The sequence below is a fragment of the Rugosimonospora africana genome (assembly GCF_016862975.1).
Classification (GTDB): Bacteria; Actinomycetota; Actinomycetes; order Mycobacteriales; family Micromonosporaceae; genus Rugosimonospora; species Rugosimonospora africana.
Map to the genome: position 1 here is coordinate 34,666 of NZ_BONZ01000090.1, position 14,712 is coordinate 49,377.

The 14,712-nt window shown below is 67.4% G+C and carries 14 protein-coding genes and 2 pseudogenes; 8 read left to right on the forward strand and 8 right to left on the reverse strand.

Annotation, left to right across the window (positions count from 1 at the left end; genetic code table 11):
* Nucleotides 1–571: 571 nt before the first annotated feature.
* Nucleotides 572–1,186 (reverse strand): LUD domain-containing protein, encoded by a 615-nt coding sequence (locus tag Raf01_RS41430; RefSeq protein ID WP_203923613.1) that lies wholly within the window; start codon nt 1,184–1,186, stop codon nt 572–574.
* 118 nt (nt 1,187–1,304) lie between these two features.
* Between Raf01_RS41430 and Raf01_RS41435 the strand changes: the two genes are divergently transcribed.
* Nucleotides 1,305–1,685: a winged helix-turn-helix transcriptional regulator gene (locus tag Raf01_RS41435; protein WP_239134367.1), complete on the forward strand. Its 381-nt coding sequence runs from the start codon at nt 1,305–1,307 to the stop codon at nt 1,683–1,685.
* Between the two features lie 72 nt (nt 1,686–1,757).
* Here the strand turns inward: Raf01_RS41435 and Raf01_RS41440 are convergent, their stop codons facing one another.
* Together Raf01_RS41440 and Raf01_RS41445 are read right to left on the reverse strand one after the other, a co-directional pair.
* Nucleotides 1,758–3,011, reverse strand: coding sequence for an NAD(P)-binding domain-containing protein (locus tag Raf01_RS41440; RefSeq protein WP_203923614.1), 1,254 nt, complete (start codon nt 3,009–3,011; stop codon nt 1,758–1,760).
* A gap of 35 nt (nt 3,012–3,046) precedes the next feature.
* Nucleotides 3,047–3,595 (reverse strand): OsmC family protein, encoded by a 549-nt coding sequence (locus Raf01_RS41445; RefSeq protein WP_203923615.1) that lies wholly within the window; start codon nt 3,593–3,595, stop codon nt 3,047–3,049.
* A gap of 797 nt (nt 3,596–4,392) precedes the next feature.
* Here Raf01_RS41445 and Raf01_RS41450 point away from each other — a divergent pair.
* Nucleotides 4,393–5,574, forward strand: coding sequence for a sulfite oxidase (locus Raf01_RS41450; protein ID WP_239134368.1), 1,182 nt, complete (start codon nt 4,393–4,395; stop codon nt 5,572–5,574).
* Between the two features lie 129 nt (nt 5,575–5,703).
* Here Raf01_RS41450 and Raf01_RS41455 read toward each other — a convergent pair whose 3' ends face one another.
* The gene (locus Raf01_RS41455; protein WP_239134369.1) at nt 5,704–6,099 is read right to left on the reverse strand and encodes a winged helix-turn-helix transcriptional regulator; all 396 of its coding nucleotides are present in this window, start codon (nt 6,097–6,099) and stop codon (nt 5,704–5,706) included.
* 60 nt (nt 6,100–6,159) lie between these two features.
* Between Raf01_RS41455 and Raf01_RS41460 the strand changes: the two genes are divergently transcribed.
* Together Raf01_RS41460 and Raf01_RS41465 are read left to right on the forward strand one after the other, a co-directional pair.
* The gene (locus tag Raf01_RS41460) at nt 6,160–6,570 is read left to right on the forward strand and encodes an NAD(P)H-binding protein (protein ID WP_203923617.1); all 411 of its coding nucleotides are present in this window, start codon (nt 6,160–6,162) and stop codon (nt 6,568–6,570) included.
* Nucleotides 6,571–7,070: 500 nt separating this feature from the next.
* Nucleotides 7,071–7,250 (forward strand): hypothetical protein, encoded by a 180-nt coding sequence (locus Raf01_RS41465; RefSeq protein WP_203923618.1) that lies wholly within the window; start codon nt 7,071–7,073, stop codon nt 7,248–7,250.
* A gap of 83 nt (nt 7,251–7,333) precedes the next feature.
* Here the strand turns inward: Raf01_RS41465 and Raf01_RS41470 are convergent, their stop codons facing one another.
* A complete protein-coding gene (locus tag Raf01_RS41470) occupies nt 7,334–8,602 on the reverse strand; it encodes a low temperature requirement protein A (RefSeq protein ID WP_203923619.1) in 1,269 nt (422 codons plus the stop codon).
* Nucleotides 8,603–9,016: 414 nt separating this feature from the next.
* Entirely contained in the window at nt 9,017–9,436 is a 420-nt protein-coding gene (locus tag Raf01_RS41475) for a hypothetical protein (RefSeq protein WP_203923620.1), read from the reverse strand.
* A gap of 858 nt (nt 9,437–10,294) precedes the next feature.
* Here Raf01_RS41475 and Raf01_RS41480 point away from each other — a divergent pair.
* The 3 genes and pseudogenes from Raf01_RS41480 (at nt 10,295) to Raf01_RS41490 (ending at nt 12,657) form a co-directional block, all read left to right on the forward strand.
* Nucleotides 10,295–11,091 (forward strand): annotated as a pseudogene (locus tag Raf01_RS41480) (permease).
* Nucleotides 11,088–11,690 (forward strand): annotated as a pseudogene (locus Raf01_RS41485) (TIGR03943 family putative permease subunit); the annotation flags it as partial. The pseudogenes Raf01_RS41480 and Raf01_RS41485, both read left to right, overlap by 4 nt.
* 211 nt (nt 11,691–11,901) lie before the next feature.
* On the forward strand, nt 11,902–12,657 hold the full coding sequence (locus tag Raf01_RS41490; protein WP_203923621.1) for a hypothetical protein: 756 nt from the start codon (nt 11,902–11,904) through the stop codon (nt 12,655–12,657).
* 119 nt (nt 12,658–12,776) lie between these two features.
* Here the strand turns inward: Raf01_RS41490 and Raf01_RS41495 are convergent, their stop codons facing one another.
* On the reverse strand, nt 12,777–13,355 hold the full coding sequence (locus Raf01_RS41495; protein ID WP_203923622.1) for a polysaccharide deacetylase family protein: 579 nt from the start codon (nt 13,353–13,355) through the stop codon (nt 12,777–12,779).
* Between the two features lie 306 nt (nt 13,356–13,661).
* Between Raf01_RS41495 and Raf01_RS50725 the strand changes: the two genes are divergently transcribed.
* Nucleotides 13,662–13,787, forward strand: coding sequence for a hypothetical protein (locus Raf01_RS50725; protein ID WP_275413167.1), 126 nt, complete (start codon nt 13,662–13,664; stop codon nt 13,785–13,787).
* A gap of 15 nt (nt 13,788–13,802) precedes the next feature.
* On the opposite strand, the gene Raf01_RS41500 is transcribed toward Raf01_RS50725, so the two are convergent.
* Nucleotides 13,803–14,708: a metal ABC transporter permease gene (locus Raf01_RS41500; protein WP_203923623.1), complete on the reverse strand. Its 906-nt coding sequence runs from the start codon at nt 14,706–14,708 to the stop codon at nt 13,803–13,805.
* Nucleotides 14,709–14,712: the final 4 nt, after the last annotated feature.

Below are 14,712 nucleotides of genomic sequence, written 5' to 3' on the forward strand. Positions count from 1 at the left end.
GGCATGGCCGATGGTCGCCGCGTCATTGCGGACGACCAGAGCGACCAACGAACTCCGACCAGGGGCCGGATCTACACAGATTCCGCGGCGAGCTGGATCTGTTCCGGTGGAAGACGACGCGGATCGGACAGAGCTTGTGGTGCCCCGGTCGACCTCAACAGCCGGCGCTGCACACCCTCAGGAAGTCGACGAAGCGGCGTCGCACCAGACGCAGGCTTCGATTCATGCCGCGACGCTAACGGGCGACCCTGGGCGGTGTCCATCGGTCTGTGTCCCGCGCCACACAGTTTGCACATCTGCCCCATCTGTTAGGTAGGAGTTCGGTGACACCCGTTGACCGCCGAACCGGAGCGTGTTTCCATGATTCGAGCGCTCTGAGACCGACCGGACGCGGCGTGCTCCGGGGCGATTGCCGTGTCACGCAACTCATCCGCCAGCTCCACCCCGACATCGACGCCGACTTCTTCGCCCGCATGCTGCTTGGCTCATTCGACGGCGAGCGCGGGTCGACCTCGCCCACCGATGCGTCGGCATAGACGAGGTCGACCCGCGCTCGAAGAAGCCGTGGCGGTTAGAATCCGATCGTCTCGCGGACCAGGACAACGGTGCCCCGGTCCGGGAAGGCTTCCCGCTCTAGGATCAGGATCCGGCCGAGGAACGACGACTGGCCAGACAGGTCGTGGATGCGCTGGTGCTCCTTGGGCAGGCTGTAGGACCGGATCCGACTCAGCGCGGTTTCCAGGTCCGGCACCACCTTCTGCGCACCGACCACCCAGACCGCCTTACGAGCACCGGAGGCGTACGGCGCGAACTGGCTGCCGGTGGCCGAGCCGACGACCAAGTGGCCCTCCTCGGTGACGGCGTGCACGCTGCCGACCACGATGTCCGGCAGGGCACCGAGGCGAATCTGGTCGTAGACGTCGCCGGACAGGTCGCCTGCCTTCGCGCGTACCGACTGGAAGTCGCCGGACTCGTCGAGGTCGGCGGCGATCCCCGACAGCCGCAACGTCTCGCTGGAGGCCGTGAACACGCTCTGGTCCCGCGGCACCAGCGCGGCCACCAGCTTGCGAGCCTCCGCAGCACTGTCCATCACATGGACGGTGTATCCGTTTGCCCGCAGCGCCTCCGCCGCACGATCCAGCTGCGCCCCGCCGGCCGACACGCCAAACCGCTCGTCAATGCTCACCTTCACCAAATCCCCATCTCGCCCATCGGTTCCATTCGGTAGCGCAACCCATTCTGAGCAACCATGATGGGGCACGGAAGACGGCAGCTTTTTCTGCCTCAGTTACCTGGAGGTCACCGTGGTCGCGAACAGGGTGTCGGAGGTGTTGTCCGCTCGCGACTCGGCCGCCTGCCGTGTCCGGGAGATCCTGGACCGGGTCGGCGACAAGTGGTCGTTGACTGTGGTCGGTGAGCTGGGCCGGGGTTCCCGACGCTTCACCGAGCTGAAGAACGTGATTCCCGGCATCAGCCAACGCATGCTGACCGCTACCCTGCGCGGGCTGGAGCGCGACGGTCTGGTCAACCGCACGGTGCACCCGGTGGTGCCCCCGCGGGTTGACTATGAGCTGACCCCGCTCGGGCTGACGCTGCTAGACACCGCGTGGGCATTGATGAACTGGGCGTTAGATCACATCGAGGAGGTCGACCAGGCTCGCATCGCCTACGACAAGGCCGGCTGACCCCCGCTCACCTGATCAGCAGGCGGAGGACTGCGTGGGTCCCCGCGACCGCACGCGGTCGGGCTGCGGTAGCTATGGCGCCGACGCCGCGCCTCTCGCCGCGCCGACCGGGCGTGTGGCCAGGTACCGCGCGAGATGGTCGACCACATCCCGCGCGTCGTCCTCGATGCCGTGGATGAAGGTGGACTTACGGCGGCGCAGCACCGGCAAGCCCAACGCGTAGAGTCCCGGGCTGTCGACCACCCCGCCGTCGTGGCGCAGCCGGCCCTTCTGATCGACGACGGGTACCTTCAGCCACCCGTAGTCGGGCCGGAAACCCGTCGCCCACACGACAACGCGGATCTCGCCACTGGCCAGGTCGAGCCGCAGCCGCGGCGACGCGGGAACCCGGGTGGCCGCAAAGCGCTCGGGCGCGTCGACCTCGGCATCGCGACCGTGCGTTCGGGCCCACTCGTCGAACGTGGCCAGCAGACGACCCATCTTGAGGTCGGCGAGCGAGAACACATTGCGCAGGCCGCCGGAGAACAACGCCTCGCCGTCGCGTACCCCCGCCCAGCGGCCCACCAGCTCTACGCCCAGCGCGGCGAGCGCGTTGAGGTCGAGCGTCGTCCGCTCGGGAGTCCCGACGAGTTGCGGTGAGGGCAGGCGCCGGGCCCGGGTGAGGTCGTCGACCTCGTCGTGGCGCTGGTCCCACATGCCGGACTCCTCCATCCACCACAACACGTCGCGTCCGCGGTACGTGCGCGGCAGCCGCACGTGCTCCCCCACCGCGAGGGTCACCGGCCTACCCGAGCGCCTCAGCTCAGCCGCCAACTGCACGCCGGTCGCCGACGCCCCCACGACGAGCACACCGCCGTCGGGCAGCCGCGCGGGTTCGCGGTAATCGAAGGGCGTCAACTGCTCGACACCGGGCGGCACCGCCGCGCCGAATTCCGGCACGGACGGGCGGTTGAAGGCGCCGCTCGCGATGACCACCGCCCGGCAGCCAATCTCCCCCAGGTCGGTCGTCACCCGGTACCCGTCGTCGGTGCGCCGCACCGCCGTCACATTCGTGCCGGTCTCCACGGGAGCCCGGCAGACGGCAGCGAAGCGCGCGATGAGACCGACCACCTCGCCCATGGTCATGTAGCCGTCGGGATCCAGGCCCTCGTAGCGAAGGCCCGGTAGGCGGCTCTGCCAGTTGGGGGTGAGCAGTCGCAGGGAATCCCAACGCTCGCGCCGCCAGGAGTTGGCCACCTCACCGCGTTCGAGTACGACGTGGTCGATCCCCCGGCCGCTCAGGAAGTGGCTCGCGGCCAGCCCCGCGTGTCCGGCGCCGATCACCACGACCGTGACGGCGCACTCGATGGCTCGGCCCTCCCTCAGGCCAGCTCGACCGTGACGTTCGTCGGGTTCGTCAGCGCGTCGAACACGGCGGAGCGCTTCTGGGACTGAGCCACCAACGCCTCGATGTCCTCCTTCGAGGCATCCGCGTCAATGGCGAACTTCACCGTGATATCCGTGTAGCCGTTGCGGACGTCGCTGTCCACCCCCAGGATCCCCCGGATGTCATGCTTACCCTCGACGGTCGACTCCACCGAGCGCAGCTGGATTCCCCGGTTCTGCGCGACGGACGCCACCCCCGCCGTCAGGCAGCTCGCCAGGCCGACGAGAAGGTACTCGATCGGGGTGATGCCATTGTCCTCCGCCGCGAAGACCGCGGGATGGTCGGCGGAGAACACCGACTCGGTCTTGTGGCTCTGCTCCTGTCCGAGGCCGAAGAAGTCGCGGACCGTTGTCGTGCTGCGTACGCCGTTCTCCCACTTGGCCGATGCCCGCCAGGTGAACTGGGCGGCCTCGGGCGCACCGGTCAACACGTCACGCGCGTCGAGCAGCGCCTGGACGTTGACCCCATTGTCGACGGCAATCATGTCGCCCCAACCTCTCCCTCGCCTCTTTTCCATAATCCCTATCGGACCCATCAACAATACACGGATACCCGCGGTCGCGAGAAGCCGGAAATCACGGCGCGGCGTACACCTACCGGCGGACGCGGCGGCCGCCGCTGCGCTCCGCCGACTGATCAGCCGCCCCTCGCAACCCCTACGCCTGGTCCGTGGTTGACCCGCAGCCGGGACCGCCGCGTCTTCACGAGAACCGCAGCGACCGGATTCCCTCAAACTCCTACTAACCCGATTGACATTATCGTGAAGGTGACGCATCATCGATGGATGACGTGTTTCGATTTATTCGTCACGCGCCGCTACGTTGATTTATGCCGGCAGGCGAGTGCAAAGTGTCGCTGCTACGCAGTTGTCCTGGCCGCCTCACGGTAGGCAACCGCGTCCCGCGTCGTCGCGCTCGCGCTGCGGCACCGCCGCGGCCACACTCTCCCAGGCCGATCCGCCTTGCCGGCCGATCAGCTACCCCTGCCCTGCTGCGCAGGCGTTCCAATTCCTCCCCGGCCCGAAGGCCGGAGTATCCACGGAAGGAATCCGATGACGACACCCATGCCTGCATCCGCGCTGCTGCCCGGTGACGCCACGGGAATGCCCGCCCGTGCGAGTACCCTCGCCGGGCACACCGGCTTGAGAAAGGTTATGCGCTCTTCGATGATGCTCATTCGGCCTGGCGAACCAGGGATGGCGCGATGGGTCTGATCGACGAGGCAACCTACGATCGGATGCGGTTCGCGCAGTGGCTGGCTGGCCGTGCCCATGATCCGCGAATGTCTCGACGCGCGTTGATGCGACTGCTCGCATCGGCCGGCGTGGGCTCGATACTCACCGGAGCCACCGCCCGGCCAGCCGCCGCGGACCCTCCACCGATCGTCAAGCCCACACCGCCGGACCTGTTCTACGTGTACGGGTCAAACGCGGAGATGCGCTGGGAAGCGATGGCCGGGCAGGGATACCTCACCCCGACCGACCGATTCTTCGTGCGTGACCACACCTCAACTCCCAGCATTGACGCGGACAAGTGGCGGCTGCAACTGTTCGGCACCGGGCTACATCATGCACCGACCGCGGACAATCCAATCGAATTCAGCTACCGGGACCTGCTCCGTCTGCCCACCGAATCGCGGGTCGCGTTCGTCGAGTGCACAGGCAACGGACGCAGCTTCTTCACCACCCAGCAGGGCCAGACCGTCAGCGGCACCGCCTGGAAACTGGGCGCCGTCGGCGTCGCGTCCTGGCGCGGAGTCCGCCTGTCGACCGTGTTACGGGCGGCCGGCCTACGCCACGACGCCGTCGATGTCATGCCAGAGGGCCTGGATCCGGACTACGTCGTCAACGGCGTCGACCTTGGCCACGTCCGTCGTCCCCTACCCATCGACAAGGCACTGCGCGACGTGTTACTGGCCTACGAGATGAACGGTCGGCCGCTGCCCGTCGACCACGGCTTTCCCGTCCGGGTGCTCGTACCGTCCTGGGCCGGCATCTCCTCGATAAAGTGGGTCGGTCGCATCGAGGTGTCCACCTTTCCCCTGTTCTCGGCCTGGAACACGCAGTACTACCGGCTGTTCGGGCCCACCTACCCCGCCGAGGGCACAGCGGTCTCCCGCCAAGTCGTCAAAAGCGCGTTCGAGCTGCCCTGGCCGGCGCAGTTCCAGACGGGCCGCACTCACCTGCTCAGCGGCCGATCCTGGTCGGGCAACGGTCGGATCGGCCGGGTCGAGGTCAGCACGGACGGCGGGCACACCTGGAGGCGCGCCAGCTTCGTCGGCGGCAGCGCCGAGGCTGGCTGGCAACGGTGGCGGGTCGCCTGGCGGCCGACCGCAACCGGCAGCCATACTCTCAAGGCCCGCGCGACCGATGTCATCGGCATCCGCCAGCTCGACCAGACGCCGTTCAACACCCTCGGCTATCTGTTCGACGCTGTTGTAGATCATCCGGTCACGGTCGTGTAGCCAGCATCGCACCGATCGGAACCGATCCATACCCGAGACCAGCCTGTCAATGTCACCGAGCGCATGAATCAGAGCCCGAGTCAGACCGTGCAGTGCAGGCGCACCCTCGATGTTCCCTCGCTTTGGGCTCTACACCGCCCTGGTTTCGTCGAGCACTGTTGTCGACGGGCGGCGGACCGGTCGAATGCGTCTCGCGCGCACGAGCTCGCCGAGATGGTTACGTGCCCACGCGCGGGTGTGCTCGATAACGTCGAGCAGGGTGCGGCCGAGCAGTGTCAACTCATACTCCACGCCGCCATCGCCGATGCCCGCGACCGGACAGCGCCGCACCAGGCCGTCACGTCCCATCGCGGTCAGCGTCTCGACGAGCACCTTGGTGCTGATCGGTCGCAGACGGCGGCGTAGCGGGCCGCCCTCCAGACACAGCACGACCATCGCGGTCCACTTCCCGCCGACCTGGATCGGGAACGAACTCATCGGACGGGCCGGATCGAACGAGGGCAACGCCGCGACGGTCGAAGTCACCTACTCAGCGTACGTGGTTACGTTGCGGTGATCAGCCATGCGGCGTCTACGGTCGTGCCCATGCTCATTGCATCCGACACCCGTCTGCGGCAGGTCGCGGTCCTCGGCGCCGCCGGCCGCGTGGGCCGTGCGGTCACGGCCGCGCTTCTCCAGCGCGACCTCCATGTCGACGCCGTGCTCCGCGAACCAACCCGGCACGACCTGTCGCACCATCCAAGGCTGCGCGTGGTTTCAGGGAGACGCTCAGCACCCCGAGGACCTGTCGGAGAGGCTTCGCTCCGTCGATGCCATGGCGCTGTGCGTCACACCGTTCACCGCTCCACCTACCTCGTTCGACGGTTTCGACCTCGACTACTATGTCAATATCATCGCCGGCATCGACGCCCACTGGCACAACGCACATCGACGCCTCGTCGCGGTCGGTCTCACAGCCACTCTGCGGCTCGACTCGGGCAGCATGTTCATGGATGACCCGATACTGTTTCCGCCCGAGCTCACACCGCTCGCCCAGGCTCAGGGCCCGCGCGACCCAGCAGACGAAAGTTCTAACCCGGCTACGGCGAACAACGCATCAGCGTGATGCACGGCCCGCTCCTGGAGGACCTCGCCCAGCACCACGGCAAGACCCCCGCGCAGATCATGCTGCGCTGGCACCTCTAACAGGGCCGCTCCGCGATCCCGAGGTCCACCAACCCGCAGCGCATCGCGACCTGACCCGTACACCACCCGCGTGGACTCAACCGCCTCCTCCACGTTCAGGACACACCAAGAGACAGATGTACGGCCGGGCCAGCTTCCCCTTACTCCGCAAGCGAATACTCATCCGCTACCATCGAGACACGTCGACCACCACATGAGTGCCAGAGCCAGAGATCACTGGCCGTTGACACAGCATCGTCATCACTCTTTCCTCACTGATCTCGCATCGAGGCCGACCTACGGCCGGTCCATCGATGCGGAGGTGGGAAGAGATGACCGAGTCTGAGAGCGCCGAAGACGGCCTGACGTTGTCCTGGCGCAAGGCGCGTTCGCGGATGCGCCAAGTTGGTCGGCTGTCGTCGCGCAGTTGCTGGCGGCAGGTCCTGGACGTGCGGGCGGCGACTGGCAACCTTGTTGCGACGCTCAAACCTGGCGTTGTCCAGGCAGGATAGTGGTCACTCGATGTCGCAATCCTGTGCCCCGGGAGGAGTCGCCGACGAACAACAGTCGAGCCCAGGGGTTCACTCGGCGTCGGCTAATGGCTCCGCTGGTGGTACCGGTCACCATGCCGGACTGGACGGTCGGGCATGCCCGGATCGCCGGTATCGGATCTGCCGGCACCAGCCCGGGAGAGCGTCTCGAAAACGGTCAGGGCCAGCAGGAAGCTGGCGAGCAGGCCGAGGGCTGCCAGGCCAGGTAGGAACCGGCCGGCGGGAAGCAGCAGCAGCGCCGCGCACGGGGCGAGGAGCATTTCCAGCGTGACGGTTCGGACGGTGATGCGCAGGAACGCCACCCTTCCCGCGAGGTACACGGCGGCGCCGCCGAACAGCGCGACGGTCGAGGCCCAACTCAGGCGGGTCTGGATATTGTCGTGGGAGTGGTCATGCGCCAGGTGGGCCAGCACCTGCTCGATGCCCAGTGCGATGTACATCGTGCCGGCGATCAGGGGGAAGTGGACCACGCTGTAGGCGTTGGCCGCGAGCCGATCTCGCTGGGGGCCGGACTGCCTGCTTAGCGCTGCACGGGCGGCGGTTGCGACGTTCTCGTAGTACAACCGCCACAGGCACACCGTGACGGCGAAGGCGAGTAGCGTCGCCACAATGGCCGGGGGGTGAGTCATCTCGACTCCGGCGCCTGCATTGACCGAGATCAGGGACTCGCCGAGCGCGATGATCAGCACGAGGCTGTGTCGCTCGGCGAAGTGCCTCAGGCTGCGCACGTGCCATCCGCTGAGGACGGAAGCGAGGAAGCCTCCAAAGAAGTCGACGGCGAGCGCCACCGTCCAGAGCACGATCTGCGCGGTGCTGCCGAACATCGCGCCGAGGATGAGCGGGATCCAGGACAGCGCGGTGGAGATCGTAAACAGGATCAGGGTGGTACGCAGCCGCCGGTTGCCCGCAGCGGCCCAAAAGTACATGGCCAGGTGGAGCACTCGTACGACGATGTAGGCCACGGCCAGGATGAGCTGCGGGTCCAGAATGGTCGCCGTGCCGGTTCCCCAGGCGTCGGGGATGACCACGGCGGCCACAAATATGGCCGCCATTGCGACGGTGGTACCGGCGCGGATCAGGCCGATGTCGGCCCGGGCCTGGTTGCCCAACCAGGAGTAGATCAACCAGGAGATCCACAGCAGTAGAAGGACGAGGAGCCCCTGCGCCATGGTCAACCAGGAGGGCCGGTGGCTCATGAAGGCGGTGACCCGTGTCAGGGCGAAGACGAACACCAGATCGAAGAAGATCTCGAACAGAGTGGGCCGGTGCTTCTCCTCGGTCACCACCGGTCGCGACCGAAGGATCTGCGCCACGACCCAATTCTGCTCGTTCACCGGCATGCGTTCCCCGTGTTTCGATGATCCACAGCCGGAGATCCCCGGGCAGCCGGTACCCAAGCCTGACGAGGTGCTGTGCGTCGATTGATCAGATGCACGCTCACGCCGCCGGTCGTGCGCGCGACCGGAGGGTCGCAGCTACGGCCTCACTGGTGTCCGTGCCGGCCGCATTGCCGCCCGGGCCGGTCAGCCCGACCCGCGCCGACAACACTGGTTTGGGACTGTCGCCCCAGGGAAACTGATCACCTGAGACCGCGCGTCCGTGTGTGCCTCCCGGACCTCAGAGGCTCGCCATCACTGCACATCTCGGCGTGAGGGTGAATCGAACCTGCACCCTCGTGACCTGCGCAAATGCCTTGTTGCCAGTGACCGCTAACGACGTTGCGACTCTCAAACCCGGCGTTGACCAGGTGGGATAGTTGCCGCTCGATGTCGCAATTTTGTTCCGCCGGCAGGAGCCAGAACAGACCTGCACCGGACGATTCGGCTGTGCCGGCGTATCGAACCAGGGCAAGCTGCGTAGCCGGCGGCGACCGTGAGGGCGGTGGTGTAGCCGCCGGCCGCGGTGAACGCCGCCGATGTCGCCGCGACACCGAACGCCACACCCACCTGCCGGACGGTGCTGAGCAGACCCGATGCGGTGCCGATATCGGCTGGCTCGACCGAGCCGACTGCCGTTTTGGTCAGTGCGGGCACGGCCAAGGTGAAGCCGATGGCGCCGATTGCCATCGGCGCTGCCATTCCCGAATACCAGAGCCCCGAGTGTGAGAACGCCGCAAGGAGCACTATGCCCGCCGTTTGCAGCGTCATGCCGGTCGCGACCATCGGACGCGTGCCCAGCGGTCGGTGTAGCCGCCCGACCACGGCCGAGTACCAGCGGCACCAGCCCTACCGCGGGCAGATGGAGCCCGCTCCCAATGGACTGTTGCTCTGCGCGCACTGAAAAGAACTGGACGGTGAAGAACACCACGGCTGAACACCACGGCGGTCAGCGACACCGACTGGGGGAAGATTTCGGCGATGCCCGAAGTGAAGGTGCTGTCGGGTGAACAGCCGCAACGGGATCATCGAACGGTGCGCTCGACGCTGCCAGGCGACCAGGGCGACCAAGGCGGCACCGCCGAGCACGAGTATCCAGACCACTCCACGGTCACCCCAGCCGTCGGCTGCGGCTCGAACTACACCCCCAGACCAGTGCCATAATCGAGGCGCCGCTGAGCAGCAAGCCCAGCGGGTCGAGCGCACGCTGTCGGCCCGGTCCGTCCCCAACGTCGCGAATACGGCGGAGTTCACCCGGTCGTCCTCGTGCCGGCCACCACCGTGTCGGCGGGGACCAGCGGAGGACTACGATCAGATCGGGGTAGCCCGACGACGGGCGCTCACGTTCAGCGGAATGTCAAACTCGTAATTCCTCGTTGTGGATAACCGCACCGTCACCTTTTGACCGCTTTAGACTGTGCCCGTGACGGTGACCCGACCACCGGTGGCAACCGAGGAACCACCTGTTCGGGCGCGGTGGGGCCGGCTGGGCAGCGTCGAGGTTTTCGTCGTCGTCCTCGTGCTGGCCTGCTCGGCCGCGGCTGGCTGGTGGGGGCGACCGCGTCACAGCGAGCACAGACCTGGCTGACCATCTTCGTGTCCATCGTGATCCAGGCGTCGCCGTTCGTCGTGCTCGGCACGGTCGTGTCGGCGACCATCGCGGCCGTGGTGCCGCCGTCGTTCTTCGCCAGGGTGTTGCCGCGTCGACCAGGTTTGGCGGTACCGGTCGCGGGCGCGGCTGGCGTGCTGATGCCGGGATGCGAGTGTGGCTCGGTGGTGGTGTCCGGAGCGCTCATGCGCCGGGGGTGACCCCGGCGGCGGCGCTGGCGTTCCTGCTGTCCGCGCCGGCGATCAATCCGGTGGTGCTGGTCTCCACCTCGGTCGCCTTCGCGGGGCGGCCGATGGTGGTCGTGGCCCGACTGGTCGCCAGCCTGTTCACCGCGACGGTGATGGGTTGGCTGTGGCTACGCCTCGGGCGCGGCGAGTGGCTGCGTCCGCCGGCCCGCCCCGAACTGGACGGCATGCCCCGCACGGCCGCGCTGCTGGCCGCGTTCCGGACCGACATGACCCAGGCAGGCGGGTTCTTGGTGATCGGCGCCGCGGCCGCGGCAACGATGAACGTGCTGGCACCGCCGCACTGGTTGCGGATCGTCGCCGGTCATCGGGGGCTGTCCGTGGTCGCCATGGCCGGCCTCGCCGTGATGCTGTCGATCTGCTCCGAAGCTGACGCGTTCGTCGCCGCGTCGCTGACCCAGTTCTCGCTCACCGCCCGGCTAGCGTTCCTCGTTGTCGGGCCGATGGTGGACAGCAAGTTGATCGCTATGCAGGTGGGCGCGTTTGGCCGCAGGTTCGCGGCACGGTTCGCGCCGACCACATTCGTCGTTGGCATTCTGTTCGCCACCGTCGTCGGTTTGGTGATGTGGTGAGGCGTGACCTGCACGGGCTGGTTCTCGCCCTCCTCGGCGTCACGCTGGTCAAACTTACGGTCACCGGCCAGTACGAGCGGTACGTGAAGGCCGCGATGCGCCCGTACCTGTTCGTGGCCGGGCTCGTCCTGCTCGGTGTCGCGGCGACGGCGCTGTGGCCGGTGGTGTTCGGGCGGCGTACGGCGGAAGTCGATGATCACGACGGGTCCGTCGGCGACACCGGCGACGGCCACGGCCACGGCCACAGCCACGGGCACCGGCACCGGCACCGGCGAGCGGACCTGGCCTGGCTGCTGGTCGTTCCCGCGGCGGTGGTGCTGCTGATTGCCCCGCCAGCGATCGGCTCGTACTCCGCCGAACGGTCGGGAACAGCGCTGAGAGCGGCCTCCTCCTCGGATTACCCACCCCTGTCGGTCGGAGACCCGGTCAAAGTGTCGGTGCTGGACTACGCGTCACGCGCCGTTTTCGACGGCCGGTCGTTGGCCGGACGCCGCGTGGAACTGTCCGGATTCCTGCTCAGCAACGGCTCCGGAGGCTGGTATCTGACCCGGATGGTGATCATCTGCTGCGCGGCCGACGCACAACCGATCAAGGTCGGGCTGACCGGATCGTACCCGCGGACGCGCGGGCCAGCGAATGGCTGCAGGTCACGGGCGGATACACCACCCGGCTGGGCAAGGATCCGGTCAACAGCGAAAGCATCCCGTACCTATCGGTCGTGTCCAGCACACCGATCCCGGCGCCGGCCCAGCAGTACGACTCGTGAAACCGCACCAACCACGACACGGCGGCTCGGACGAGGGTTACACCGTGACCGGCGGGCGCCTGTTCTGGATGCACTCAGCGGACAACGCCAGCGGAGCCGTGCAGTCGAGCCTGTGGAGCGCCTCGATCTCCAGCGGCTCGGCCACGATGCTCACCTCCGACGTCGGCCAGCCGCTGTTGTCCGGCTCCCGCTACGACCTCGAACCGACCACCGACCGCCTCTACTGGATCTCGGCCGATGGCGATCGAACAGATGTGACCCAGCTACGAGCGGTCGCGCTGATCGGCGGCCCGGTGAGCATCCGTACGCTCACTGGAGCGTGGCAGCTGATCGGTTGGCCATGGCTGGTCACGGCGCCCAGCGACCCGCACGCGCCGCTGCAGTTCTTCAATCTCCAGACCGACGTCGTCACGCGCATCACAGTGCTGGCGAACAAGTTGGTCGCCCGCGACCGCGTGTGGTGCCGGCTGCTCCCTGATCACCGGGTCCGCCACGAGGGCACCGATCTCGTGCGTCCCGACGGCATGGATCGGCAGCACGTCGCCGACAAGTACAGCACTCCGATCGCGAACGACCCTGCGCTGCTCGACCGGTTCGAGCCGCTACTCGCTCCGGTCTCCCAGACCCTTGCCGGCACGTCACTGTTCCGGCTGTCCCTCTACGACACCCACCGGCGGACGCAGGTTCAGATCGATTCCGCCGTCTCGAAGGCCGGCGCGCAGGGCGACTACGTGTGGGGGGCGACCGGCGACAACGAGACCCTCACTTGGCACGCCCTGGACCTGCGAACGCTGGACTGACCCAACGCGGCCAGGTAGATCGTGCGGGGTGATCGATCTGGCGCTGTATCGCCGCCGCCAAGGGCGGCAGGTGTAGCGGTGCAGTCGGTCGGCGATGCTCGCCACGACACCTCTGAGTTCTACAGCGACACGAACGTGTACCCTTTGGCCAGCAGGGCCGGGATCACTGTCTGCAGCGCGGCGTAGGTCTGTGACCGGTCGCCACCGCCGTCGTGGCAGAGCAGAATCTGCCCTGGCTTGGCAGCGAGCAGGTGCGAAACGATCGACGCGACACCGGGCCGGGACCAATCCCGCGGGTCATCGCTCCAGTCGATCGGAACCAGCCCGGCCTGCGCGGTCTTGGCGAAAAGCTCCGACGACCAACTCCCACCCGGCGAACGAAACAACCGCGGGGTAAAGCCGGTCGCGGTATGGATCTTGTCCTGCGCCCAGCCGATCTCCTTGTTCATCTCCGGCGAAGACAGAGTGGGCAGATCGGTCAGGTGACTGTAGGTATGGTTGGCCACATTGTGCCCGGCCGCCACCACCGACCGGGCCACGCTCTCATGCCCCCGCACCTGGTTACCGATCAGGCAGAACGTCGCCGGCACATGGTACTTGTCCAGCAGCTTGAGCATCTTGGGCGTCCACACCGGGTGCGGACCATCGTCCAGCGTCAGAGCCACCGCGTGCGAGGGGAACGCCGGGCCGCCCAGCACGGCCCGATACTCGGCCAGCGTGTAGATCGGCCGCGACTGCACCGGCAGCCCGGCCGGTGACGGCCTGGTCGCCCGCGCAGCGACGGGCTGACCGGTCGGTCGCGCGGATCCGGCCGCCCTCGGCGTCACATCCCGTTTCATGATCGGCTCAGCGTTACCGCCGACGGCGGCGTCCGCTGCCAGTACAGCGGCGGAGCCAGCAAGCACCGCGGTCCTGACCAGACCACGCCGCGAGACACGAGAGGTGTGAGTCACTGCGCTCCCTCGGACACGTGATGGAAAGCTCCAACATCCAACCACACGGACATGACCACGATTCACTTCCACCCGTACTACGTGATGAGGAAGTGGCTGTTCGAGCCCGTGCAGCCGGCAATGTTCATGCGCCGCCTCACCCAGCCCGATGGTGACCGCGCACGAGGCCACGGGTGACAAGACGGACCGCAGCTACCCCTCGTCGAGTGCTGTCGATGACGCCAGAGCGGCAATGCGGGGCTGTTGCGGATTCGCCGGATCCGTTTCCCGGCGCTCGACGTGCCGGCGGTGGCGTAGTTGGCCGACGGCGATCGTCACCAGGTAGGTCAGGGCGGCGACAGCGAGGATGGCAAAGCTGGGCGGCACCTTCGGGATCGCGTAACCGGCGGCCAAGCCGATCCAGACACTGGCCACGGCGATGGCCGCGGACAGGCCGAGCGCCCACAGCGGTCGGGTGGTCATCCGGATGGCCGCGCCGGCCGGTGCGGCGAGCAGCCCGAGGATCAGCAGCGCCCCGACGACCTGAGTGGATTCGGCAGCGGTGCCGGCGACCAGGACGAGGAATCCGAAGCCGAGCAGCCGGACCGGTACGCCTCGGGCAGCCGCGACATTCTCGTCGAGGCTGGCGAACAGCAGTGGTCGAGCAATCGCCAGGAGCACGGCGCCGATGACCAAGGCGATGACCGCGGTAACCACCGCTCGGGAGCCGGACAGGCCGAGGATGGAGCCGAACAGCACGGTGACGCTGGCCGAGCCGTTGCCGGATCCGCTGCGGGTCGTGGTGTAGAGGGTCAGGAAGAACACTCCGAGGCCGAGGATCCAGGCGAACACTCCCCCAATGACGACATCGTCGGGGCGGCCTCGGCGGCCGAGGGCGCCCATGCCGAGGGCGACGAAGATGGTGACGGCGAACAGCCCGATGCGGGCGTCCAGTCCCGCAGCCAGCGCGGCCAGCGCCCCGGTGAAGGCGACGTGCGACAGCGCGTCGGCAGTGAACACCTGGGCACGCAGTACCAGAAAGTAACCGACGAGGCCAGCGGCGAGTGCGACAGCAGTGCCGGCGAGGAAGGCGTGCTGCATGAAGGGGTGGCTGAACATGTGG